Below are 24704 nucleotides of genomic sequence, written 5' to 3'. Positions count from 1 at the left end.
CGTGCTGACCTACACCATTCGCCGGTTGCTGGTCTCGATCCCGGTGATCATCGCGTCGACGTTCATCGTGTTCCTGCTCGTCACGCTGTCAGGGGATCCGCTGGCGAACCTGAAGGGACGCAACCCGCCACCGTCGCCGCAGGTCGTCGCGGTCGAGGCGGAGCGCCTGCATCTGGATCAGCCTGTCCTGCAGCGCTATTGGACCTGGATCACCGGGGTGGTGCACGGCGACTTCGGGCCGTCGGTCCGCACGAACGTCGACATCGGCCACGAGATCGTCGCCCGGTTCGGTGTCACGCTGCGGCTGATCGCGGTCGCCGTCGTTCTCGCGCTGCTGCTGGCAGTGTTCGTCGGCGTCGTCAGTGCGGTGAAGCAGTACTCCGGGATCGACTACGGCTTCACCTTCGCCGCATTCCTGTTCCTGTCGATGCCGTCGTTCTGGTTCGCCGTGCTGCTCAAGCAGGGTGGGATCTCGTTGAACAATCTGGTCGGCCGGCAGGTCGTCTCCACGATCGGCGAGAGATCGGTCATCGTGGAGGGCGGGACGTGGGCCCATCTCACCGATGCGGCAGGCCACCTGGTGCTGCCGACCATCTCGCTGGCGCTGATCTCGTTCGGTGCGTGGAGCCGCTTCCAGCGGGCCTCGATGCTCGACGTACTGAACAGCGACTACGTCCTGTTCGCCCGGGCGAAGGGGCTCTCGCGACGCCGGGTGGTGGTCAAACACGCGCTGCGGACCGCACTGATCCCGATGGTGACGATCACCGCGCTCGACTTCGCCGCCCTGATCTCGGGGGCGGTGATCACCGAGACCGTGTTCCAGTGGCGTGGACTCGGCGACTTCCTGGTCAGCTCGGTCAACGAACGCGACGCGTACGCCGTACTGGCGTGGCTGCTCGTGGTCGCGGTCGCCGTCATCGTCTTCAACCTGATCGCCGACCTGCTGTACGCCCTCCTCGACCCACGGATCCGCTATGAGTGAGCATCTCTCGACCGTCGCCGCACCCACCACCCGGCCGGTCAGCACCGTCAGGCAGCGCAGCCAGCGCGAGTTGGTCCTGCGCCGATTCCTCCGGCACAAGGCGGCCGTGATCAGTCTGGTCCTGTTCGTCGCGATCGTGCTGCTGGCCTTCGTGGGTGGCGCGGTCTGGCGCTACGGGTACGCCGACATCACGCCGGCGGCATCCGTGCCACCGTCGGCCCAGCATCCGTTCGGCACCGACAACCTGGGTCACGACACCTTCGCGCAGGTACTGCGGGGCACCCAACGATCGATCGAGATCGCGTTGCTGATCGCTTTGCTGGCAGGACTGTTCGGCACGCTGTGGGGTGCCTTCTCCGGCTACTACCGCGGTGTGACCGACAGCATCATGATGCGCATCGCCGACTTGGTCCTGACCCTTCCGTTGCTGGCGGTCGCCGCAGTACTGACCCGGGCGACCTCAGGCTCGTGGTGGTTCGTCGCGCTGGTGATCGCTGCTCTCCAGTGGGCCTACGTCTCCCGGGTGGTGCGCGGCGTCGTCCTGTCACTGCGGGAGAAGGAGTACGTCGAGGCCAGCCGGGCACTCGGCGCGACCGACCGCTGGATCATCTTCCGGCATCTGATCCCGAACGCACTCGGTCCGATCATCGTCAACGTCACGATCCTGGTCGCGGCGGCGATCCTCGTCGAGACGGCACTGTCGTTCCTCGGTCTCGGCGTGCAGCCGCCGGACACCTCGCTCGGCCTGCTCGTCAGTGAGGCCGACACCGCGGTGAGTACGCGGCCCTGGCTGTTCTACTTCCCGGGCGCGTTCATTGTGCTGATCGCGCTCACCATCAACTTCATCGGCGACGGACTGCGGGACGCGTTCGATCCGACCCAGCGGAAGGTGCGTCAGTGAGCGAGTTCACCGTCAAGCCCAGCTCTGACCGCGAGACTGTGCTCGAGGTCGAGGACCTCACCGTGTCGTTCCTGACCGAGGACGGCCTGGTCCGTGCGGTCCGCGGCGTCAGCTACGCGTTGCGCCGCGGCGAGGTGCTCGGCATCGTCGGCGAGTCTGGCTCGGGCAAGTCGGTCACCTCGATGGCGGTGATGGGCCTGCTGCCGGCCTCGGCCCGGGTCGGCGGCTCGGTCCGGTACCGCGGGCAGGAGCTGATCGGTGCCCCGGACAAGGAGTTGCAGCGGATCCGCGGCGGCCGGATCGCGATGGTGTTCCAGGACCCGATGACGTCGCTGAACCCGGTCTACCCGGTCGGCGACCAGATCGCCGAGGCCGTCCGCGCGCACAACGACGTCAGCGCGGCGGAGGCACGCGAGCGGGCCGTCGACCTGCTCGCGGCGATGCAGATCCCCCGCCCACGGGAACGGGCCCGCGACTTCCCGCACGAGTTCTCCGGCGGCATGCGGCAACGAGTGGTGATCGCGACCGCGATGGCGAACGACCCGGACGTGATCATCGCCGACGAGCCGACCACGGCCCTCGACGTCACCGTTCAAGCCCAAGTCCTGCAAGCGCTGGAGACCGCCCGGGCCGCCACCGACGCCGCGATGGTCCTGATCACCCACGACCTCGGCGTCGTCGCCGGATCGGCAGACCGTGTCCTGGTGATGTACGCCGGACGCCCGGTCGAGCTCGGTGGTGTCGACGACATCTACTACGCGCCACGGATGCCGTACACGCTCGGACTGATCGGCAGCCTGCCACGACTGGACGGGCGGTCGGAGCGTCTGGTCCCGATCACGGGTGCACCGCCGTCCCTGCTCGATCTGCCGCCAGGCTGCCCGTTCGCGCCGCGATGCCCGATGCAGGCGGAGATCTGTGACACCGACGAGCCCGACCTCCTCGCGGTCGGCGCGACCGATCATTTCGCGGCGTGCCACTTCTCCAATGATCTCGAAGGAAGGCGACCGGAGGACGTGTTCGCTCAGACGTCGCTGGACAGTACGGGAGGAACCCGATGAGCGAGCAGCCGCTGCTGTCCGTGCAGAACCTGGTCAAGCACTATCCCATCCGGAGCAAGGGAGTGCTCCGCCGTCGCAACGGCGACGTACATGCCGTCTGCGACATCTCCTTCGACCTGCATCGTGGTGAGACCTTGGGCCTGGTCGGCGAGTCGGGCTGCGGCAAGTCGACCACCGGTCGCGCCGTCCTCAACCTGCAACCCGCGACGGCGGGCAAGGTGGTGTTCGACGGCGAGGACCTCGGCGCGGTCGGCTCGGCCCGGATGCGCAAGCTCCGGCAACGGCTGCAGATCGTCTTCCAGGACCCGTACGCCTCCCTCGATCCGCGGATGACCGTGACGGATGCGATCGCGGAACCGCTGCGCATCCACGGCCGGTACGACGCCGAAGGGCCGGCCCGCGTGCGCGAACTGCTCGCAACCGTCGGACTGAACCCCGAGCACGGTAACCGGTACCCGCACGAGTTCTCTGGTGGCCAACGGCAACGAGTCGGCATCGCGCGAGCCCTTGCCCTGCGCCCCGATCTGCTCGTGCTGGACGAGCCGGTATCGGCCTTGGATGTGTCGATCCAGGCGGGCGTCGTCAACCTGCTCGAAGACCTGCAGCAGGAACTCGGGCTGGCGTACTTGTTCGTCGCCCACGACCTGTCGGTGGTGCGACACATCGCCGATCGGGTCGCGGTGATGTACCTCGGCCAGATCGTTGAGATCGGCAACCGGGACGAGCTGTTCGACCGTCCGGCCCACCCGTACACGCAGGCGCTGATCTCCGCGATCCCGCTGCCGGATCCACGCCGGGAACGGATCCGGGCCCGGGAGCGGATCGTCATCAGCGGTGACGTCCCCAACCCGGTGAGTCCGCCGAGCGGTTGCCGCTTCCGCACCCGTTGCCCGAAGTTCGCCGTACTGACAGAGGCCGAGCAGCGTCTGTGCGTGGAGGAGACGCCGGCGCTGACCGACCGTGGTCAGGGGCATCCGGCGGCGTGCCACTACGCCGAGGTGCTCACCGTGGTGTAGCCAGCGCCCTGAGCGGACCGGCGAGCTTCTTGGCCAGCTCGGGATCCGCGGCCTCGATCTCGGGCAGCAGTACCTCGATCGATGCGCCGAACGCACGGGTCAGCTCGCCGGTGTCAAGGGAGCGGACGAGTGTGTCCTCGACCGGTTTGGTGATTGCCTCCGGCAACAGGTGGAAGCCGCGGCCCTGCGATGTCGGCACGCCGTGGCGGAGGCACATCAACGCGAGCAGGTGATCGCGGAGGCCGCTGATCATGTACTCGGCCTGCCAGTCCTTGCCGCGGGCAATGCTGGAGTGGGCGTGCCGCGCGTACAGCCAGGCCATGCCAATCAGGTCCTTCGCCGCGGCTTCGGCGAACGGCTGCTGCTCGCTCGCCTCGCCGAACAGCAGCGCGAACGCCGGACCGAGCGCGCCGAACTCGCCCGCGGGCGCGAACGCGATATCCACCTGAAGGGTGTTCCGCAGCAGGAAGACCCGGTAGGTCGTCCCGCGCACCCGCATGTCCAGGTGGTCCACGCAGTCGTGGTCGCCGTACATCCGGCCGGTCCAGTCGTCGAGTACGGCGGCCTGATCGGCTCCGTCCGCCAGTCCGAAAGCGAGGTCGATGTCCGACCACTCGTCCTCGGCGCCGGCGGCCGCCGAACCGGTCAGTGCGGCACCGGCGATCCGGTCGTCGTGCTCAGCTGCTTCGATCAGCCGGTTCCGCAACCGCAGGCGTTCCTCCACTGTGAACATCCGCCAAACTTAACTTGGGCAGCGATGCCTCGTTCACGAAAGCGTCCCGAGGCCGTTGGACCGACGCCAGCGAGACGATGTCGCGGCCATGGATCGCGGCGGCGAGCCAGACGGACAGCACGCGCATCTTGCGGTCCCAGGTCGGGACGGCCAGAACGTGGTAGCCGCGGTGCATGAGCCAGGCGAGGAAGCCCCTGACGACGATCCAGCGGAACTGGAAGATCCCGGTGCCCAGGCCCAGGGTCGCAACGGCCCCCAGCGTGTGGTGGATGTACTTCTTCGGTTCGCGGCCACGCAGCGACGCCAGCAGGTTCTTCGCCAGCCGCTTCCCCTGGCGTACGGCGTTCTGCGCGTTGGGCACGGTGAACGCGCCGGGGACCGGGGAGGCGAGGTCCGGGACGGCGGCGTCGTCGCCGGCTGCCCAGGCGTCCGGGATCACCTCGGTCTCGGTGCCGACCCGCAGATCGGCGCGCGTCTGGATCAGACCACGATCCGTCACCGGCAGGTCGGTGTGGCCGCGCACCAGTCGGGTCGCGGCGTTGCCGGCCGTCCAGACGAGCAGCTCCGTGTCGTACTCCGTCCCGTCCGACAGGATCACGTGGCCGTCCTCGGCCGACACGAGGGTGGTGTCGAGGTGGAGGTGTGCGCCACGCCGTTCGAGCAGCGAACGCACCCACTTCCTGGGCCCGTCGGTGACCTCGGGCAGGATCCGCTGGGTCGCCTCGACCAGGTGGAAGGCCAGATCGTCGCGGGTCAGCTCCCGGTACTTCTTGAGCAGGGCGTTGGCCAGCGACAGGAGCTCACCGAAGCCCTCGACCCCGGCGAAGCCGCCGCCCACGAACGTCACGGTCAGGAGCCGCCTCCGCTCCGGCCCGGGCGGGAGCACGGACGCCTCGTCGAAGGCGGTGAGCAGCCGGTCGCGAATCGCGACTGCCTCCTCCACGTGCTTCATGCCGATCGCGCGGTCGGCGACACCGGGCAGGTCGAACGTCCGGGTGACCGCACCGGCGGTCACCGCGATGACGTCGTACTCGAGCTCGTACTCGGGCCCCTTGACCGGCTGGATCGTCACCGTGCGCCGGGCATGCTCGACCCTGGTCACCGATCCGGCGATGAGCTTGGTGTGATGCAGGTTCCGCCGCAGCGAGATCGCCGCGTGCCGAGCCTCGACCGACCCGGACAGCACCTCGGGCAGGAACGGCTGGTACGTCATGTACGGCCGCGGATCGATCACGACCACCTCAGCCTCACCCCGCCGCAGCTTCTTCTCCAGCTTCCACGCCGCATAGAACCCGGCGTACCCACCGCCCACCACAACGATCCTGCGCACCGATTGTCTCCTTAGTAGATCCCTCACCAACTAAGACAGGGCAGCCCACCCATTTGTGACATACCCACCGCCCCCCGCCCGCAGCCTCCTCAGCCCGCCGGCCATCGTTTCCGCCCTTTCCGGAAACTTCCAGTCGCCAGGTGCAACTTTCCCTCCGGAAAACCGTCTCAACCTCGGTGGTCCTCATGGCTACTGGCCTCGCCTTGATCGCGGCATCACTTGTCCTGAGGCGTGACCGGTATGTCGATCCGATGGTCGACGGAGTGCGGAAACTGAGCTTCTACAGGGAACAAGACCGGGCGATGGCAGTCGCGCAGTACAAAGGTGTACTGACCCTGTCCGTCGTGTTCGGTGCGCTGATCGTAGCCCTGGGAGCACTCGCTCTGATCCAAGGCTGAGAACTGCGTCGACGCCACGACGTGCATGAGTGTGGCGGCGTACCTCGGCCACAGCTACATCGCGCACGAAATAGATCTTCCGTCGTGGTCCCGACGGGCGCGACCAGCACTTTGTGCACCCGGCAACCGTTTCTGGAGGCGATTCGTGGTTGAGCTGTGCACTAGGTCGGGCTCAGGGCGAAGTGGCTAGCCGGTGAGGCCGGGGTCGGGGGTGGGGCGGAGTTGGCGGCGGGAGGTTATGCCTAGTTTGGTGAAGACCTTGCGGAGGTGCCACTCGACGGTGTGCTGGCTGAGGAAGAGCTTGGCGCCGATCTCGGCGTTGGTGAGGCCGGTGCCGGCCAGTTCGGCGATGTGGGCCTCCTGTGCGGTCAGGCCGTCGCCGGCGCGGCGCGTTACGCCGTTGACGACCTCGCCGGTGGCCGCGAGCTCGCCGCGCGTCCGCTCGACGAAGACGTCGGCGCCGGCTGCGGTGAACATCTCGTACGCCGTCCGGAGCTGGGTGCGAGCGTCCTGGCGACGACCCTCCCGCCGCAGCCGTTCGCCGTACAGCAGATGGGTCCGGGCGAGATCCACCCGGGCGCGGGTCCGGCCGAGGAGCGCGATGGCCTCCTCGTAGTCGGACTCCTGCCCAGTCGCCATCAGCGCGCGCGAGCGGGCGAGCAAACCGAGGGCCCAGTTGGTGCCGCTGGCACGCGCCATCCCCGACAGCCGGTCGAGAGCGTCCGAGGCCAGGTCGGTCCGGTCGCACCGGGTCGCGGACTCGACCAGTTCCGGCAGGGCCCAGTTGGCCACGCCGAGGTCCTTCGGGTCCTCGGCGGCGGCTCGGGCGAACTCGAGCGCTTCCGGATAGCGAGCGAGTCCGTTCATCAGGAACGAGCCGGCCCACTGGGTGAAGGACATCCCGCCGCCTTCGCCGCGTGCCCGCACATCCTCCAGACTCGCCGCGATCAGCGGAGTCGCCTTGGCGACATCACCCCGCCAGACCGTCAGCCCGAGCGTGCCGTACGGCGCCAGGCCGAGCCCGGTCGCGTCGGAGATCGTCCGGATCTCGGCCACGAGCGAGGTGGCCGCCGCGAACTGCCCGGCGAACAGGTGCAGGAACACTCGCGAGTTCAGCACCAGCGGAAGCCCGGCGAGATCGCCGAACTCACGCGCGATCCGGATGTGCCGGGCGGTGAGCACATCCCAGTACTCGTCGTCCCACAGATCCACCGCGGTACGCGATGCCAGCCACAACCACCGCTGATCGCCCGGCTCGGCGAGCTGCTCGTCGGCGAATGCCCGGAGCGCTTCCCGAGCCAACGGGACCGCTGCCGCGTACCCGTCCGTGAACATGACCGCCTCGGTCTCCAGCAGCAGGTCATGCTTGCGGCGCTTCGTCGGCGGTGGTGCCGCGCGAGCGGCCCGCGACACATCGGTCTGTGGGGAGCCCGGGGCGAGGCGGCCGGCGAACATCGCCGCCGTCATCGCGTCGAGGTACGTGTCGCGGGCAAGGTCGGCATCCAGCGGTTCGAATCGCCGGGCGGCCTCCAGCAGCAGGTGGGCGGAGTCCGCAGTGTGACCGGAGGCGAACCCGATCTGTGCCCGGAGCAGGTTCACCTGAGCAGAGTGGAGAGCGCTGACCGAAACCTCGTCGGCGGTGACGAGCAGTTTCAGCGCAGTCTCGAACGCACCGGCGCCGAGGGTGACCTGGGCCGCGGCGAGGGCACGTTGCGCACGCAGGGCCGGGTCCGGAGTCAGGTCGGTCGCTCGCTGCAGGAACGCGGCCGTGGCCGCGACACCGCCGCGACGCTGTGCCCGGTCGGCGGAACTGATGAGTTCGGCGGCGATGTCCTCGTCCGGTCCGTCCGCTCCGTTGGCGCGGTGCCAGGCGCGCCGGTCGGGATCGTGACCAGGGTCGATCGCCTCGGCGATGGCTTGGTGGACCTCGCGACGATCGGCCCAGGTCGCTGCCCGGTACGACGCCGATCGCACCAACGGATGCCGGAACCGCACCCGGCGACCGATCTCGAACAGCCCGGCCGTCTCTGCCGGCCCGGCAGCACTCACCGGGATCCCGAGAATCCCGAGCGCCCGGAGCAGCAGCGGTACGTCGCCGACCGGCTCGGCTGCGGCGGTGAGGAGCAGCTTCTGCGTCTCCGCCGGAAGCGCCCGCAGCCGCTGGGTGAAGTTCTGCTCGATCTGGCTCGCGAGCGGCCGGGCGTCCGGCCGCTCGAACCCACCGGCCAGCTCGGTAGCCGTCAGACCGCGCGGCAGCTCCAGGAGGGCGAGCGGGTTTCCGCGGGTCTCGGCCACGATCCGATCCCGGACGGGCTCGTCCAGCCGCCCCGGAACCACGGACTCGAGGAGCGCGCTCGCATCGGCGTCCGACAACCGCCCGACGATCAACTCCGGGAGCCCGCGCCATTCAGGACCGGTCACAGGCTCGCGGACGGCGAACACCAGGCCGATACGATCCGCGAACAGGCGACGTCCGACGAACGTCAGGGCCTGCGCCGAGGCTTGGTCGAGCCACTGTGCGTCGTCGATCACGCACAGCAGGGGCTTCTCGTCGGATGCCTCGGCCAGCAGGCTCAGTGCCGCCGCGCCGACCAGAAACCGGTCGGGTGGGCCACCTGCCTCGAGGCCGAACGCGACGGCGAGCGCCTCGCGCTGTGGCCGGGGCAGCTGATCCGTGTGATCCAGCAACGGTAAGCACAACTGGTGCAGGCCGGCGAACGGAAGCTCCATCTCGGCCTCGACGCCCGCCGCCCGGGCGACCCGGCAGTCACCCGCGTGGCCGGCCAGGTAGTCGAGCAATGCGGACTTCCCGATGCCCGCCTCGCCCCGGACGACCAGGACCTGACCCTGGCCGGAACGCACTCCGGCCACCACCCGATCCAGCTGGGCACACTCAGCCCGCCGCCCGCGCAGCTCCTGCGCCGCCCCGCCGATCGTCACGAATCCACCACCCCTCACCTGAGGCTAGTGCCCTTCGCCGATCGACGACAGCGAACTCCTGAGGTGTCTCAGGTCCGCGATCTGCTGGGCGTTGGCATCAACTCGCCTGGGCGGCGAGGTCGGCGGTGAGGAGTTGTTCGAGGCCGGCCAGCTCGCCGGCGCTGGACGCCGACGCCAGGGCGCGACGGAGCCGATCGTGTGCCGCGGGGGTGACCGGATGACGGCGGTCGGACGACAGCCGGTCACGGGCCCGCTTCACGAGCTGCCTGGCGTTCGGCGCTCCGATGTGCAGCGTCTCGGCAATCTCGCGGTACGGGTACTCGAAGCCTTCCCGGAGTACATAGGTGGCGCGTTCCGCGGGTGACAGTCGCTCCAGGAGGAGTCGTACGGCGTGGTCGACGGCCTCACGGCGTTCGATCACCGCCTGCGGATCGACACCGCCCTCCCTGGTCTCCTCGGACAGCCGTGGGGCGACGTACGTCTCGTGCCGGTGCCGGGCGGACTGGACGACGTTGATGGCGAGTCGGCAGGTCGCGGTGGCGAGGAACGCCGCGGGGTCGGCGACCGTGGCACGGTCGGTGCGCTGCCAGCGCAGCCAGACGTCCTGGACGATGTCCTCGGCCTCGTGCACGTTGCCGACGATCCGGCAGGCGACCCGGAACAGACGTGGACGGAGCCGGACGAAGTCCGACACCGCTTGATCGAGAGTGGCGGTCTGCGTACTCACGTCGGGGCTCCTTCAGTCGTCGCTGGGGGCTTGCGAAGGACTACTGACACCGTCCCGGAACGACCGTGGTCGGCGCGCCCTGGAAGTCCGTGGTCGAGTCCGTGGTCTCCGTGGGGTGTCACAGCTGGCACCCCTGCCCGGTCATAGCTGTGCCGACCGGTTCCCTGAGCCCAGGAGCGTGAGATGAAGCCGACGATCGAGACCGAACGACTGCTGATCAGGGCGTGGCGCGACACCGATGTGTCGGACGCGCTGGTCATCTACGGTGACGAGCAGGTGACCCGCTGGCTGACGCCGGCCATGAGCTGGGTGCCGAACGTGCTGGCCATGCGGAACGTGCTGCACGGCTGGGCGGCCAAGGACGTGGCACCGGCCAGCCATTGGGCGGTCGAACTCCGCGCGACCGGGCGGGTGATCGGCGGCGTGGCCCTGCTTCGGCTGGAGCCGTGGGAGGACCTCGAGATCGGCTGGCAGCTGTCCCGGACAGCCTGGGGGCACGGCTACGCCTCGGAGGCGGGGGAGGCGCTGGCCCGGTGGTCGATGCACAAGGCGGACGTCGAGGAGCTGTTCGCCCTGGTCAGCCCGAAGAACGCCCGCGCCGTGGCGACGGCCGAGCGGATCGGCATGGAGCCGATCGGCGAGACGGATCAGTACCACCACCAGCGTCTGAACTTGTACCGCCTCCGCCACGACGATCTGGCCTACCGCGACGACGAGGCGGTGTGACTGAGCAGACAGTCACAGATCGGTGCCGTGCGTGGTCCTAGCTGGTGAGACCACCGCCTGGAACGCGAGGAGATTCCGATGAGTACCACCGAACAGCAGATCGCCACGTCCGTCCTGGTGATCGGATCCGGTGGTGGCGGTCTACGGGCCGCGATCGAGCTGGCCGAGCAGGGCGTCGAGGTACTCGTCCTCGGAAAGCGCCCGCGGTCGGACGCCCACACGTCGCTGGCCGCCGGCGGGATCAACGCGGCGCTGGCCACGATGGACCCGGAGGACACCTGGCAGCAGCACGCGGCCGACACGCTGCAGGAGAGCTACCTGCTGGCGAACCCGATCACGGTACAGATCGTCACCGAGGGTGCTGCCCGTGGCATCGAGGATCTCGAGCGGTACGGCATGCCGTTCGCCCGTGAGGCCGACGGCCGGATCTCACAACGCTTCTTCGGCGCCCACACGTACCGGCGAACCGCGTTCGCCGGCGACTACACCGGCCTGGAGATCCAGCGGACCCTGGTCAACCGCGCGGTCCAGCTCGGTGTCCCGATCCTCGACACCGTGTACGTCACCCGCATCCTGGTGCGGGACAACACCGTCTTCGGCGCCTACGGGTTCGACCTGACCACCGGGCGGCGCTACGTCATCCACGCCGACGCGGTCATCCTCGCCGCGGGCGGTCACACCCGCATCTGGCGTCGTACGTCGTCCCGTCGCGACGAGAACACCGGTGACTCGTTCCGCCTGGCGGTCCTTGCCGGGGGCAAGATCCGTGACCCCGAGCTCGTCCAGTTCCACCCGTCCGGCCTGCTCGAGCCCGAGAACGCCGCCGGCACCCTGGTGTCCGAGGCCGCCCGAGGCGAGGGCGGTCAGCTGCGGAACGCCCTGGGGGAGCGATTCATGGCGCGGTACGACGCCGAGCGGATGGAGCTGTCGACGCGGGACCGGGTCGCGCTGGCGGCGTACACGGAGATCAAGGAGGGCCGCGGTACGCCGAACGGCGGGGTGTGGCTCGACGTGTCGCATCTGCCGCGAGAGACGATCATGCGGCGGCTGCCGCGGGTCTACCAGACGCTGCTCGAACTCCAGATGCTCGACATCACCAAGCAGCCGATCGAGATCGCACCAACCGCGCACTACTCGATGGGTGGCGTCTGGGTCCGCCCGGAGGATCACGGTACCGGTGTCGACGGGCTGTACGCGATCGGCGAAGCGGCCAGCGGTCTGCACGGCGCGAACCGGCTGGGCGGCAACTCACTGATCGAACTGCTGGTCTTCGGCCGGATCGTCGCCGAGGAAGCGGCGAAGTACTCGATCGGCCGCCAGTCCCAGGAGCGATCCGCGGAGGCGGTCGCCGAAGCGCGGGCCGAGGTCGACGACCTGCTGGCGAGTGATGGTCCGGAGAACGTACGGGCGTTGCAGCGGGCCCTCCGCGACACGATGACCACGCGAGCCGGTGTGGTGCGCGACGAGGCAGGACTGCAGGCCGGGCTGTCGGAGCTGACGGACCTCGCGGACCGGATGACGCGGATCGGCGTACACCCCGACATCGCCGGCTACCAGGACCTGGCGCACGCGTTCGACCTGAAGTCCTCGGCGCTGGCCGCGCGGGCGACCCTCGACGCGGCGCTCGAACGGCGTGAGTCCCGCGGCTGCCACAACCGGTCCGACTACCCGCACCTGGACGAGTCGCTGCAGGTCAACCTCGTGTGGTCCGGGCCGGGAGCGGTGGAGCGTGAGGCGATCCCGCCGATCCCGGACGAACTCCGCAAGCTGATGCGCGACGACATCTCGACCGAGGGCAAGCTGGTCGAGTGACCCGTACACCGGCCCGGCGCTGGGTAGAGCGCCGGGCCGGTCCGTCTACTGGCCCGCGGTGAGGGCGTCGGCGAACTTCTTCCCGTCCTGGATCATCTGCGCATCGGTCCGCGGGCGCTTGGTCGCCGACGTCCAGGCCGTGCCGACCATCACGACGATCTTGCCGTTGGTGACGGCGCAGTCCCGGGCTCGTTCGTCCGAGCTGTAGCAGGAACCGCCGGCGACCTCCTCGATCGGTGCCTTCACCCCGAGGAACGCCTCATCGAGTTCGGCGAGCGGCCCGTACGCCGTCACGGTGTACAGGTAGGAGCCCGGCGTACCGCGGGACGCGGGCGGCTTGTTGGCGTAGAACTCCGCGGTGACCCACCTGTACTTCTTCGCGCGGGTGTCGTGCCAGGACGGCGCGGACTCGACCGCGTAGTGCCCGCCCGGAAGCGTCTTCGGCCAGCTGATCTGGGCGATGTCCGGGGCCGACGAACCGCTGCCGCCGCCGATCCCCTCCTCGAGTCCGACGGCGTCGAGGACGTTGTTGCGGAAGTTCTTGTCAATGACGAGGAAGAACGCCAGGAGCGCGACGACCAGGACCAGGATCCCCACTACCCGCTGCCCGGCCGACGGCTTCTTCTTCGGCGGCTGACCAGGCGGCTGCTGCTGGAACCCCTGCGGTTGCTGGAACGCGGGCTGCTGGAAGCCTTGCGGTTGCTGATATCCCGGCTGTGGTTGGTAGCCGGGCGGAGGTTGGTATCCCTGCTGATATCCCGCCGGGCCGGGCTGCTGGCCCGGTGGGTAGCCCTGCGGTGGGCCGGCGTACCCGGGCTGTCCCTGGGACGGCGGGGATAACCACCCTCTGGGGGCTGAGACATGAACGACAGAACCTTTCGTCGGCAGCTCGATCCCCCCGGCGGAGATCCTAGGCGATCCGGCCTAGACCGCGGGACCAGGGTCGGTTGACCGGTAGTGGTCGATTTCGTTGACGGCGGGTTGCCGGTCGCGATGGGGTGGACGGACCGAGACAACCGAGTGCGGAGGCCGGTCCTGTGGCGCTGGTGGACGACGTACGAAGGCAGTTCCGGACACCGCCCGCGGAGGGGCGGCCGATGGTGCGCTGGTGGTGGTTCGGACCATCGGTGGAGCGCGGTGAGCTCGAGCGTCAGTTGCGGGCGATGGCGGCGGCGGGCCTGGGTGGCGCCGAGGTCGCGTTCGTCTATCCGATGGGGCCGGTCGAGGCGCCGTTCGGATCGGATGAGTTCCTGGAGCTTGTCGGGTACGCCGCTCGGACGGCGCGGGAACTGGGTCTGCGGTTCGACGTGACGCTGGGCAGCGGCTGGTCCTTCGGTGGCGGGCACATCGGTCCGGAGTACGCGGCGCGCTGCCTCAGCTGGGATCGGCGCGAGATCGGCGCCGAGGCGTACGACGTACCCGTGGTGGCTGTGTGGCCCGGGGACGAGGTGGTTGCTGCCTTCGTGGGCGAGGGGTCGGCCGGCGTACCGGCGTCGTACGTCGAGGTTGCTGTGAGCAACGGAATGATCCGGGTACCGGCCGGGCACGGACCGCGTGAGGTGCTGATCGCGTCGTCGCGGCTGACCGGGCAGAACGTGAAGCGGGCCGCGGCGGGCGCGGAAGGCCCGGTGCTTGATCACTACTCGGCGGCAGCGGCGGCCGAGCACATCAGGTGCGTGGCCGAACCATTGTTGCTGGCGGCAACGCCGGAGCTGCTCGGGTCGGTGTTCTGTGACAGCTTGGAGGTGTACCAGGCCGACTGGACGCCTCGATTGTTCGACGAGTTCTCCCGGCGGCGTGGCTATGAGTTGCGTCCTCGGCTGTACGAGCTGCTCGTCGACACGGCTGAGTCCGCGCAGGTGCGGATCGACTTCCGGCGGACGTTGTCGGAGTTGTACGAGGAGAACTTCGTCGCGGTCTTCCAGCGGTGGGCGGCGGGGCACGGCGTACCGTTCCGGATCCAGAGTTACGGCGAGCCGCCGGCGACGATGAGCAGCTATCGCTTCGCCGACCTGTTCGAGGGTGAAGGCTGGGGGTGGACGCGGCTGCCGGAGACTCGGTGGGCGTCGTCGGCCGCGAACCTGTACGGGCGGTCGGTGGTGTCGGCCGAGGTGTGGACGTGGGTGCATTCGCCGTCGTTCCGGGCAACCCCGCTCGATCTCAAGGGCGAGGCTCATGAGCACTTCTTGTCGGGCGTCAACCAGCTGATCGGTCACGGCTGGCCGTACTCGCCATCGAGTGCGCCTGGGGTCGGCTGGATCTTCTACGCCTCCGGTGCGCTGGACGACCGCAATCCTTGGTGGCCGGTTGCCGGGGATCTGTTCGGGTATTTGCACCGCGTGTCCTGGTTGTTGCAGCAGGGGACGCCGGTCCGGCCGGTGAAGGTCTACGTGCCCGCTGCTGAGGCGTACTCCGATGGGTCGTTGAACTTGTATCGCACCGCGCGTCGGTTGATCGGTGACGAGATCCCGCGGACGATCCGTGAGTCCGGGCTGGACTTCGACCTGGTCGACGACGATGCGCTCGAGTTGGTCGATCCGGGGCAGCTTGACCTCGGGCTGGTCGTCGTACCTGAGGGGTCGACGCTTGCCGGGGGAGTGGCGGCCGGTGAGCTGGCGGAGCGATTGGCGGAGGTGCCTGGGCCGAGGGTGAGTCCTCGGGACGACATCGGTGTGGTGCATCGTCGGCTCGACGACGGCGACATCTACTTCCTGGCGAACACCAGCAACCAGACGCGAACCTTCCACTTCGACATCCCCGACGCCACAACCTCCTTCGAACAATGGGATGCCGCCACCGGCAAGACCTCGCTCCAGCGCCGCTCACCCGATGGCATCTCGCTGACGCTTCACCCCTACGAAGCAACCATCCTCGTACCCAGCGACGACGCGGCGTCCGACATGACGATCGAGAAGGTGACGCGGGCAACGATCCGGGCTTCCTGGCAGGTCACCTTCGACAACTCGCCGTCGTCGGTCGAACTGCCGCATCGGTGGGAGGACGATCCCGGACGGGCGGCGTACTCAGGGGCAGCGTCGTACCAGACCGAGCTCGAGTTGCCGGAGCTCGATCCCAAGACGCGGGTCCTGCTCGACTTCGGCACCGGCGAACCCGCGCCGGCCGACACCGAGACGTACCTCCCTCCGAACTCCTACCGCGCGACGCTCGTCCCTCCGATCGGCGTCGCCGCGGAGATCTGGCTCAACGACGTACCCTGCGGCACCCTCTGGTCCCCGCCGTACCGAGTGGACCTCACCGACGCCGCCGTACCCGGCCGCAACACACTCCGAATCACCATCCACAACACGGCCGCCAACGCCCTCTCCGCCGACCCCCACCTCCTTCCCCTCGTCGAGTCGGTGACCACCGACTACGGCCACCGCTTCGACCTCCAGCACATCTCCCACGCCGCCGACTACCTGAACTCCGGCCTCCTCAACCCACCCACCATCGTTCTCACCACGCCGACCTAGGCCGACTTTGTGCACGGGCCGACCAGCTGAGCGGGCCAAGGGTGGTTGATCGGGGCGCCGGCGGGGGCGATGCATTATGCGGAAACAAATGGCCGCCGGGAGGCGAGAAGTTTCCGGACAGTGGACCGGCCTGGGTGTCACCAACCTCTTGGCCGCGTATACCTAGGCGGGCCCCGCGGGCTCTCAGACCCAGATGGCGGCGAGCGCTCCGTCCTCGACTGGCTCTGGGGGATCCGGATATTTGACGGCTCGGCCCTCGGCGTGGCGTTGGGCGGCCCAGGAGACGGCTGCGGCGTCGAGTACGTCGTCTACTGCTGCCAACTCACCCGCAAGACCGAGGTCGGACGGCACCGCGATGCCGGCCTCCGCGAGGATTTGGCGGCGTTCCTCGACGCCTGCCCAGGTGGACTTGCGGTGGGCGAGTGGGTGAGCCGCGATCGTGGCGAAGCAGAGCTCGGGGTGGGACTCGATGACTTGGTGGTGGGTGGTGCGGGACCAGGCGTCGACCTCGAGGATCTTGGTGCGCAGGGCGTAGGCCTGCTGGCTCAGACCTTTGCCGGTGGCTGCTCGGTTCAGGGTCGACGCCTCGGCATGAGTTGCCGCCAGCAACGCGGCCCGGACCGGCGTCGAGAAGACCGACGACGAGCGCTTCCCGATCAGTCGGCGCGCCAGTACGTCGGCCTGGCGTGAGACGTCAACCGGCAGGCCGATAGGGATGTCGATCGCCACGACAGCCAACGGGCCGTCCTGCTCAGCCGACGAGATCAACTGCTCGATCGTCGCGCCGAAGTACCCGCGACGCTCGCCGCTGATGCCCACCCAGCCCGCCTTGCAGGCATCGATCCCGATCACGCGGACGCTCATTCATCACCTCGTTGCACCGATCAGGAATCGAGAAGCGGCGGATCGCCACCTGCTCGTAGCGTCTTGGCCATGGACATCACCATTCAAGCGAGTTTCCTGCCACATGAGGACGCCGAGGCGTCGCTGTCGTTCTACCGGAACACATTGGGGTTCGAGGTACGCCAGGACGTGGGCGCCGGTGTGCAGCGCTGGATCACCGTCGGACCGCCTGGACAGCCGAGTACGTCGATCGTGCTGCATCCGCTGGACGCGAGTCACACGATGACCGAGGACGAACGCCGAACCATCGCCGAAATGATGGCCAACGGCACCTATGGCGTGATCATCCTGGCCACCCGCGACCTCGACGAGACGTTCGCACGGGTGCAGGCTGCCGGGACTCCCGTGGTTCAAGAACCGACCAAGCACCCGTGGGGCGTACGGGACTGCGCGTTCCGTGACCCGGCGGGGAACGCCGTACGGATCAGCGAGGTGGCGTGATGAGTCAGCAGCAGGCAGCGCGCAAGCCCGGTACGCCCGGTGCGTTCTCGCGGTGGGTGCAGCGGACGATGAACGCCCGTACCGCCAAGAAGATCCGCGGCGGTCGCGACAAGATGATGGGGATGGACGTCCTCATCCTCAAGACGATCGGCCGCCGCAGTGGCGAGCCTCGCGAGACGCCGCTCGGCTGGTTTGCGGATGACGACGGCTGGCTGGTCGTCGCGTCGGGCGGCGGCAGTCAGCACCCCGACTGGCACGCCAACCTGACGGCGCATCCCGGCCGCGTGTCGGTCGAACTGCCCGGCAGCGGTCTGGTGCACGTGACGCCACACAGCCTGGACAGCAACGAGCGCGACCAGGCTTGGCAGCGCATCACGGCCGCCCAGCCCCGGCTCGCGAAGTACCAGGCGAAGTCGGATCGGCAGTACCCGGTCATCCGCCTCACCCCGCGGTGAGGTGGGCGGTGACGGCCGGCGTGATCACGTCCGGCCGTTCCGCATTCGCCAGGTGCGCCGACCGGGGGACGACGATCAGCCGACCGTCGGTGACCGTCGTGGCGATCTGCTCCAAGTGGTATGGCGGGGTCGGGCGCTCGAGCTCCAGCGGGCGGGTGTCTGGCCGCAGCTGTGGCGGATCGTCGGCGAGTACGCCAACTTCAGCATCTTCGACGTACCCTCCAACGACTCCCTCCACGACCTGCTCTCCAGCCTCCCGCTCTTCCCGTACATGCGGGTCCAGGTCACACCGCTCGCGCACCACCCGTCGAAGCTCGACTGACCGATTTCCCCGGGCCGCGGAGAAAATCGCTGGCCACGCTGACCGGCCTGTCTGCGCACTCGGGCTCGCATGAGCGGGGTCGAGAGCGCAGAATTGTGTGCGAAGGCAGCGTCGTACACACGAAGGAGCAATTCTGTGAGCTCATCAGCGGAGTCCGGGCGGTTGCGGATCGGGATCGCGGGGATCGCGATCGAGTCGAGTACGTTCTCGCCGCATCGGACCAGGCTGGACGATTTCCACGTGACCCGCGGCGACGAGCTGCTCGGCCGGTACGACTTCCTCGCGCCGGGCAAACCGCTGACCGAGGGCGTCGAGTGGGTGCCGCTGCTGCACGCCCGCGCGGTTCCAGGCGGTCCCGTCGTACCAGAGGTGTACGACGAACTCGCGGCGGAGATCTACGAGCGGCTGGGACAGGCGGGGCAGCTGGACGGCGTCTTCGTCGACATGCACGGTGCGATGAGCGTGATCGGCAGAACCGATATCGAAGCCGACCTCGTCGGGGGGATCCGCCGGATCGTCGGATCGGACGTACTCCTGTCGACCGGGATGGATCTCCACGGCAACATGTCGCGCGAGTTGATCGGGCTGCTCGACCTGGCCACCTGTTACCGCAAGGCCCCGCACACCGACGCGTGGGACACCAAGGAACGTGCTGCGCGCAATCTGGTGGCACGGCTGCGCTCGGGAGGCCGCCCGCTCAAGGCGTGGGTGCAGGTGCCGGTGCTGCTGCCGGGGGAGAAGACCAGCACCAGGATCGAGCCGGCGAAGAGCATCTATGCGCAGGTCGACGAGGTCGAGGCAATGGACGGCGTACTGGACGCCGCGATCTGGGTCGGGTACGCGTGGGCCGACGAGCCACGGTGTCAGGCCGCGGTCGTGGTGATGGGCGACGACGAGCAGGTCATCACCGCTCAGGCGAAGCGGCTCGCGGACGCCTACTGGGACGCCCACGACAAGTTCGAGTTCGTCGCGCCGACCGGGACGCTCGCGGAGTGCCTTGACCAGGCGCTCGCGTCGACCGCCCGGCCGTTCTACATCAGCGACTCCGGCGACAACCCGACGGCCGGCGGGGCGGGGGACACCTCGTGGACCCTGGACAAGCTGCTCCGCATGCCGGCGATCACCGAGTCCGAACTGACCACGATCTACGCGGCGATCGTCGACCCCGAGGTGACCACCGCGGCGATGGAGGCAGGCGTCGGCGCGACGATCAGCGTCGAGGTGGGCGGCAAGATCGATTCCGAGCCGTGGGGTCCGGTCGCGCTGACCGGTCGGGTGACCGGGATCGACTCGGCAGCCGGCGCGGTGGCGCTCGCGGTCGGCGGGTTGCACGTCATCGTGACCATGCGCCGGAAGCCGTACCACATCGAGTCGGACTTCGTTGCCCTCGGATTGGCGCCGCGCGACGCCGACCTCGTCATCGTGAAGATCGGCTACCTCGAGCCCGAGCTGTACGCGATGGCCGCCGACTGGCTCCTCGCCCTCACCCCGGGCGGCGTCAACCAGGACCTGCTCAGCCTCGGCCACCACCGCATCGAGCGCCCGATGTTCCCGTTCGATCCCGACATGCCCGACCCGGACCTGACCCCCGAGATCATCTGACCGCGGGCATCAGCGACGTACGTCGTCCTCCTCCGGCCGATCGTCATCGCGGTCGGCCGGGGGAGGCTCGGCGTCCGGCGGTTGACCGGACGGCGACAGCCAGGAACGGGTCAGGGCCAGTGCGGCCTCGACGAATGACGGTCGCTTCATCAATCCCCCAGTGCTCAGGGACTGAGACTCGCAGACCGGTCTTTCAGTTCACTTTCACAGACTTGAAGCGCCTGGTACGAACGCGATGCGGTTCCCGTCCGGGTCGTGAGCGTCGGGCCGCGGCTCGGCCACCGTCAGACCGAGGTGGTTGACGTGGGTGCTTGCCGGCGGCAATGACTTGCAGAGCTTCACGGCGTCGGCGCCGATCCGGAAGTACGCCGTGTCTGCCTCGTCGGACGGCACCCGCTCCATGCCGAGGTGATCGCCGTAGAACTCGGCGGCGGCGTCGAGATCCGGTGCGTCCAGCGCGATGAACGACAGCCGGCTGACCGGTCCCGACGTGATCGGCGGGACCCGGAACTCCTCCGACCGCTGGAGAAGCTCGACCCGTACGCCGTTCGGATCGGACAGGAACGCGAGCCGGCCCTGCCCGCTCCCCGCCACCCTCGGCGAGCTGAGCTCGGCGTACCCGGCACCGATCAGCCGGGCGTAGTCGCCGTCCAGATCGTCCGTCATGAACCCGACGTGGTTCAGCCCGCACGCCGCGTCCGGGTCGGCCTCCTCGTTGTGGAGCAGTTCCACCAGCCCGGTCGCCAGCTGGATGTGCACCCGATGGACCCGCGGACCGGCCATGAACAACCGGTCGACCACCTCGGCGCCGATCCCGGAGTAGAAGGCCAAGCTCGCATCCAGATCCTGGACACGACCACCGACATGGTTCAGTTCATAGATCACCCCACCATCATGGCAAACGTTTACCGATGGCGCCATGAGCGGTGACCGGATCCGGCCTAGCGGATGCGCGAGAGGCGACCGTTCGGCGTCACCCGGACGGTGGTCTGCCGCGCGCCGACGGTCAGGTCGACCAGCAGCATGGATCCCACGGTTCTGGTGCTGAAGGCAACCTTCTCGGCGGCTGCGGCGGGTACGACGACCGACAGGATCGAAGCGGTCGGTCCGCTGCGGTTGAACTTGACCACGGGCGCCGGCACGCGGTGGAAGATGTCGGGGAAGTACCAGCCCTGGACGGGATCCTGCTTGCCCTGCTCGACCGTGATCGCGTCGGCCGGAAGCTGTTGCCCGTAAGGGATCTGCAGTAAATACGTCTTCGTGCTGTCACCAGGTTTCGTGGCGACCGCAGTGGTCGGGGACTGCACGGTCACCTTCTGGCCCGGCGGGAGGTGCCACAACGTCTCGTACCGCTGACTGCCGGCCGACGTGCCGCGGTCCAGCGTGACGATCAGATCGGGATCCTTGAGGACGAGAACGTCTCTGGTCCGTTCCACCCCGGCCGCGGGTGTGTCGTGGAACTCGTAGTACTCCGAGGTCGGCGTCATCGCCGCGCTGACGAGTTCTGTCTCGACGGGTGCGCCCTTGGCCGACGGGATCGTCATCACATTGTGGGATGCCTGGCTCCTGGTCCACTCCTGCCACTTGTCGAGCTGGTATCCGGGGTGGCCCGGGTCGATCAGGATGTCGCGGCCGTGCGAGTTGTAGGTGATCGACATGTGATCGTCATGCCCGTGGTATCTGCGTGCCGGCCCGAACCGGATGCTGTACGTCGACTCCTGCGTGAACGGCCTCGTCTCGCCCCATCCGGTCCGGCCGAAGACGTACCCGGCGTCGAAGACCGCGGTCCGCTTGGACGGCTTCGTCCCGTGTGCCCCGAGGGTGGCGGCGTACTCCAACGAGGTGCCGGCCGCGGCCTGCGGCTTCTGGCGTTCCGCGTCGCCGACCTGGGGGATCTCGCCGGCTGAGGTGGTGGCGAGCGCGAGGAACTCCGCGAGCGCGCGACGTCGCTGCTCGATGACGGGTCCAGGGTCGGCGCCGCAGCGTTGCAGTGCCGTGGTCGCCCGGCCCCACAGTTGGTAGTTGAACATCGCGTACGCGATCGACTGCTCGTTCGTCGAACCCTGCGCGTCGATCGCACTGGTGATTGCCTGGGTCAACCGGTCGACGGCGCGGTCCTTCAGGTCCGCCCGGCCGAGAGTGCAGCCGACGCCGAACATCGCGATGCTCTCGTCCGTGCCGTGGTTCGACGGTCCGCTCCAGTTCTCGGTCATGAACGTCGCGTGGTCGAGCAGAGACTGGTCGAGCCAGGCGTACTGCGCAGGCAGCTTGCGGACCTGCAGACCGGACAACACCGCCTGCCGCGCACAGATCAGCACGTTCGTCCGGTGCATCGTCGACTCCCACGCGCCGACGTCGCTCTTCCATGGGTACGGGTTGTCGCGCACCCAGTCGTGGATGATCGCCATCGTATGCGTCATCGCCTTGCGGTCGCCGGTCCGGGCCGCGATGATCCCGTGTCCCAACCACCGCAGCGAATGCAGCCACATGTACCAGCTCGGCTTGTGATACGGATCGGACCGCCAGCGGATATCACCCGAACCATCGCCGACCTTGTACGCCGGATCGTTGCCCCAGGCGAATGTATCCCGCATGACCATCCGCAACGGCACGTCCGCCTCGATCCCACTGAACCCAGGACACGCATACGTCCCGGTCCGCGCGACCGGCGTCGACTTCACCGCACTGGGCGACGGAGACCGGGTCGTAGGCGCCACCGGACTCGGCGTCGGAACCCCCGCCGACACCACCGTGGCCTTCGCCCGCCCGCCAGGCATCAACACCTTGATCGCTCCAGCAAACGCCACAGCACAAACCACCACACAGACAACAGCAAGCCGAACCCCACTACCGCTCCGCCGCGAACCCACCCCAGACCCCCTCAGTCGCTGCCTCACCAAGAGAGACGTGACCACCCACCGGATTAGTTGCTCCGGTTCCAGGGATGGGGTCCAGGCTGTTACTCGAAGAGCTCAGCAGGCCTCGCGGGCGGCACCCGGATCAGGTGACGATGCCGTAGTCGCGGATCTTGCGGTAGATGGTGGCTCGGGACATGCCGAGGGCCGATGCGGCGGCGGTTTTGTCGCCGTGGTGGGAGGCGAGGGCGCCGACGATGGCGTCGCGCTCCAGGGCTTCCATGCGGGTAAGGTGCCGTCGGGTTGTCGCGTGGCACTCGGCGGGGAGGTCTTCCAGTTCGACGACGCCGGAGCGCCGGCGGCGGGCGACGTCGGTCAGTACCTTCCGCAGGTGCGTCACGTTGCCCGCCCACGGGAGCCGCATGAGTTGGTTGAGCGCCGCCCCGGACACCGTCACGCTGGTGACGCCGGCTCGGCCGAGTAGGTACCGCACCAGGACCGGGATGTCCTCGAGGTGATGACGCAGCGGAGGTACGGCGACAGTCCGCGGGAAGAACCGCAGTAGCTGCGTCCCGAGCTCGTCCTGGCCGCGCGACTGTCCGGTCAGCAGGGTCAGCGCGACCCACGGCTCGCGCGCCACCGAACTGTCGCGCACCGACTGCAGGAGGTCCACCAGACCCTGGATGACCTCCGCGGAGAGCAGGTGGGCGTTCCGGATGATGAGATCGGAGCTTGAGTCCAGTTCGCTGGTGGCGCAGGCGAGGAGATCCTCCTGATCGCCGGCATCGAGCACCGCCAGTCGGCGGCCCGGGGAGCTGTAGTCGTGGACCGCGCGGAGCAGAGTCAACTTGCCTGAACCCGGCTCACCTTCGGCGACGAGCCACTCCGCCCGGCGACAGGCGTCGAGCACCTCCTGCGTCGTGTGCCGCCACAGCGCGCTCGTCCCGGTCATGCCGGGAAGCGACGGGACTCGTCCACCACCGGTCGCGCGGGGTCCGGACCGCTGCTCCTTGATCTGCACGATCCCGCCGGCCAGGGCGTCGCCGAGGAAGGTCGGCTGGTACGCCAGCCGGGCACTGATCCCGCTGGGCAGGTCAGCGAGGAATGTGACCGGCTTGGTCCCGCCGCGGGCGTCCCGGGTCCGGTCGATCAGCGCGGCCTGGTCGGTGGAGTCGAAGCGCTGCTGGGCATGGGCGTTGATCATGAAGACCTCGTCGCCGAGGGCGATCACCGAGCCTCCGGTGTGCCGGCAGACCGCGTAGTACTCGGTCAGCAGCGCCTGGTCGAGGGCGTTCGCCTCCTCCAGGACGCGTTCCTGGATCCGCCGGGCCGCGAGTTTGGCGAACGACAGCAGGATCGCGTTGGAGTTCTTCGCCTGGGTGGTGATGTCCAGGATCCCGAGCAGGCCGCCGGTGACCGGATGCGTGATCGGCGCCCCGGCGCAGGAGAAGCCGCGCAGTACACCGGTGTAGTGCTCCGCGCCGTCGATCAGGATGGGGCCGCCGACCTCCAGCGCGGTGCCGATCCCGTTGGTCCCGACCTCGGACTCGGCGTAGCGGAAACCGGGTGCCAGATCGACGGAGTCGAGCCGGCGGATCAGTGTCTTGTCGCCGCCGCGACGGTCCAGGACGATGCCGCGGGCATCGGTCAGGATGATGCACACGGGCTCGTTGGTCAGCTCCGAGGCCAGGGCGTCGATCACCGGCCGGGCCGCCCGGGCCAGCGTGGTGCCGAGATCGAGACCGTCGAAGTAGGCGGGCGCGGGCCGGTCGGTGTCGACCAGGGACGCCTCCGAGCGCTGCCAGGACATCCGGATGGAGTCCCGGACGGCGGGTCTGGTGGCCATGGTCACCTCCTTCCTCTCGGCTGACTCTTCGAGAGAACAACACGACCAACGGTAATTGGCAAGCTTGTGACTCGCGTCTCACATTGAGACAGAACGCCCGCACCGGTGCGGCTTTCATGCCTGGAACGCAGCTCAGCCGTACCGCTGGAGCCGGGCAGAAGCCGGCTCCCGACCCTGGAGG

Annotated in this window: 22 protein-coding genes; 12 read left to right on the top strand and 10 right to left on the bottom strand. The window is 68.6% G+C overall.

Annotated features, from left to right (window positions below; all coding sequences use genetic code 11):
- Position 1 precedes the first annotated feature (1 nt).
- From AB0I34_RS25010 to AB0I34_RS24995, 4 genes are read left to right on the top strand one after another with little or no spacing between them, the layout of a single operon-like run.
- Positions 2-982 (top strand): ABC transporter permease, encoded by a 981-nt coding sequence (locus AB0I34_RS25010; RefSeq protein ID WP_360449072.1) that lies wholly within the window; start codon positions 2-4, stop codon positions 980-982.
- Positions 975-1883 (top strand): ABC transporter permease, encoded by a 909-nt coding sequence (locus AB0I34_RS25005; RefSeq protein ID WP_360449069.1) that lies wholly within the window; start codon positions 975-977, stop codon positions 1881-1883. The genes AB0I34_RS25010 and AB0I34_RS25005 overlap by 8 nt, the downstream gene beginning before the upstream one ends.
- Positions 1880-2944, top strand: coding sequence for an ABC transporter ATP-binding protein (locus tag AB0I34_RS25000; protein WP_360449067.1), 1065 nt, complete (start codon positions 1880-1882; stop codon positions 2942-2944). Before AB0I34_RS25005 ends, AB0I34_RS25000 begins: the two co-directional genes overlap by 4 nt.
- A complete protein-coding gene (locus tag AB0I34_RS24995; RefSeq protein ID WP_360449065.1) occupies positions 2941-3960 on the top strand; it encodes an oligopeptide/dipeptide ABC transporter ATP-binding protein in 1020 nt (339 codons plus the stop codon). Before AB0I34_RS25000 ends, AB0I34_RS24995 begins: the two co-directional genes overlap by 4 nt.
- Here AB0I34_RS24995 and AB0I34_RS24990 read toward each other — a convergent pair.
- Complete coding sequence (locus AB0I34_RS24990) at positions 3947-4693, bottom strand: nucleotidyltransferase domain-containing protein (RefSeq protein WP_360449062.1); 747 nt, start codon at positions 4691-4693, stop codon at positions 3947-3949. The two genes, AB0I34_RS24995 and AB0I34_RS24990, sit on opposite strands and share 14 nt — an antisense overlap.
- On the bottom strand, positions 4638-6023 hold the full coding sequence (locus AB0I34_RS24985) for an FAD-dependent oxidoreductase (protein ID WP_360449060.1): 1386 nt from the start codon (positions 6021-6023) through the stop codon (positions 4638-4640). Before AB0I34_RS24985 ends, AB0I34_RS24990 begins: the two co-directional genes overlap by 56 nt.
- Before the next feature lie 185 nt (positions 6024-6208).
- On the opposite strand from AB0I34_RS24985, the gene AB0I34_RS24980 reads away from it, so the two are divergent.
- Positions 6209-6421: a hypothetical protein gene (locus AB0I34_RS24980; RefSeq protein WP_360449057.1), complete on the top strand. Its 213-nt coding sequence runs from the start codon at positions 6209-6211 to the stop codon at positions 6419-6421.
- A 186-nt stretch (positions 6422-6607) separates the two neighbouring features.
- Here the strand turns inward: AB0I34_RS24980 and AB0I34_RS24975 are convergent, their stop codons facing one another.
- Complete coding sequence (locus tag AB0I34_RS24975) at positions 6608-9361, bottom strand: AAA family ATPase (protein ID WP_360449054.1); 2754 nt, start codon at positions 9359-9361, stop codon at positions 6608-6610.
- Between the two features lie 97 nt (positions 9362-9458).
- The gene (locus AB0I34_RS24970) at positions 9459-10088 is read right to left on the bottom strand and encodes a sigma-70 family RNA polymerase sigma factor (RefSeq protein WP_360449051.1); all 630 of its coding nucleotides are present in this window, start codon (positions 10086-10088) and stop codon (positions 9459-9461) included.
- A 183-nt stretch (positions 10089-10271) separates the two neighbouring features.
- On the opposite strand from AB0I34_RS24970, the gene AB0I34_RS24965 reads away from it, so the two are divergent.
- Positions 10272-10814 carry a GNAT family N-acetyltransferase gene (locus tag AB0I34_RS24965; RefSeq protein WP_360449048.1) on the top strand — a complete coding sequence of 181 codons (543 nt, stop codon included), beginning with the start codon at positions 10272-10274 and terminating at the stop codon, positions 10812-10814.
- A gap of 78 nt (positions 10815-10892) precedes the next feature.
- Positions 10893-12626: an FAD-dependent oxidoreductase gene (locus tag AB0I34_RS24960; RefSeq protein ID WP_360449045.1), complete on the top strand. Its 1734-nt coding sequence runs from the start codon at positions 10893-10895 to the stop codon at positions 12624-12626.
- A gap of 45 nt (positions 12627-12671) precedes the next feature.
- Here the strand turns inward: AB0I34_RS24960 and AB0I34_RS24955 are convergent, their stop codons facing one another.
- Positions 12672-13223 (bottom strand): hypothetical protein, encoded by a 552-nt coding sequence (locus AB0I34_RS24955; protein WP_360449043.1) that lies wholly within the window; start codon positions 13221-13223, stop codon positions 12672-12674.
- A gap of 440 nt (positions 13224-13663) precedes the next feature.
- Here AB0I34_RS24955 and AB0I34_RS24950 point away from each other — a divergent pair, with 440 nt between their 5' ends.
- The gene (locus AB0I34_RS24950) at positions 13664-16099 is read left to right on the top strand and encodes a glycosyl hydrolase (RefSeq protein WP_360449040.1); all 2436 of its coding nucleotides are present in this window, start codon (positions 13664-13666) and stop codon (positions 16097-16099) included.
- A 183-nt stretch (positions 16100-16282) separates the two neighbouring features.
- On the opposite strand, the gene AB0I34_RS24945 is transcribed toward AB0I34_RS24950, so the two are convergent.
- The gene (locus tag AB0I34_RS24945; protein WP_360449038.1) at positions 16283-16963 is read right to left on the bottom strand and encodes a DUF429 domain-containing protein; all 681 of its coding nucleotides are present in this window, start codon (positions 16961-16963) and stop codon (positions 16283-16285) included.
- A gap of 69 nt (positions 16964-17032) precedes the next feature.
- On the opposite strand from AB0I34_RS24945, the gene AB0I34_RS24940 reads away from it, so the two are divergent.
- From AB0I34_RS24940 to AB0I34_RS24925, 4 genes are all read left to right on the top strand, one after another.
- A complete protein-coding gene (locus AB0I34_RS24940) occupies positions 17033-17443 on the top strand; it encodes a VOC family protein (RefSeq protein WP_360449035.1) in 411 nt (136 codons plus the stop codon).
- On the top strand, positions 17443-17898 hold the full coding sequence (locus tag AB0I34_RS24935) for a nitroreductase family deazaflavin-dependent oxidoreductase (protein WP_360449033.1): 456 nt from the start codon (positions 17443-17445) through the stop codon (positions 17896-17898). The genes AB0I34_RS24940 and AB0I34_RS24935 overlap by 1 nt, the downstream gene beginning before the upstream one ends.
- Positions 17899-18004: 106 nt before the next feature.
- Complete coding sequence (locus AB0I34_RS24930; protein ID WP_360449307.1) at positions 18005-18220, top strand: muconolactone Delta-isomerase family protein; 216 nt, start codon at positions 18005-18007, stop codon at positions 18218-18220.
- A gap of 135 nt (positions 18221-18355) precedes the next feature.
- Positions 18356-19822 (top strand): M81 family metallopeptidase, encoded by a 1467-nt coding sequence (locus AB0I34_RS24925; RefSeq protein WP_360449030.1) that lies wholly within the window; start codon positions 18356-18358, stop codon positions 19820-19822.
- 9 nt (positions 19823-19831) lie between these two features.
- On the opposite strand, the gene AB0I34_RS24920 is transcribed toward AB0I34_RS24925, so the two are convergent.
- The 4 genes from AB0I34_RS24920 to AB0I34_RS24905 form a co-directional block, all read right to left on the bottom strand.
- The gene (locus AB0I34_RS24920; RefSeq protein WP_360449027.1) at positions 19832-19972 is read right to left on the bottom strand and encodes a hypothetical protein; all 141 of its coding nucleotides are present in this window, start codon (positions 19970-19972) and stop codon (positions 19832-19834) included.
- 54 nt (positions 19973-20026) lie between these two features.
- On the bottom strand, positions 20027-20707 hold the full coding sequence (locus tag AB0I34_RS24915) for a VOC family protein (RefSeq protein ID WP_360449024.1): 681 nt from the start codon (positions 20705-20707) through the stop codon (positions 20027-20029).
- 56 nt (positions 20708-20763) lie between these two features.
- Positions 20764-22629, bottom strand: coding sequence for a heparinase II/III family protein (locus AB0I34_RS24910; protein WP_360449021.1), 1866 nt, complete (start codon positions 22627-22629; stop codon positions 20764-20766).
- A 193-nt stretch (positions 22630-22822) separates the two neighbouring features.
- Positions 22823-24523: a helix-turn-helix domain-containing protein gene (locus AB0I34_RS24905; protein WP_360449019.1), complete on the bottom strand. Its 1701-nt coding sequence runs from the start codon at positions 24521-24523 to the stop codon at positions 22823-22825.
- Positions 24524-24704 lie beyond the last annotated feature (181 nt).

Origin of the sequence: Kribbella sp. NPDC050281 (assembly GCF_040655855.1) — a bacterium.
In the GTDB taxonomy this organism is placed as follows: Bacteria; Actinomycetota; Actinomycetes; order Propionibacteriales; family Kribbellaceae; genus Kribbella.
This window is presented reverse-complemented; position numbering and strand designations above follow the sequence as displayed.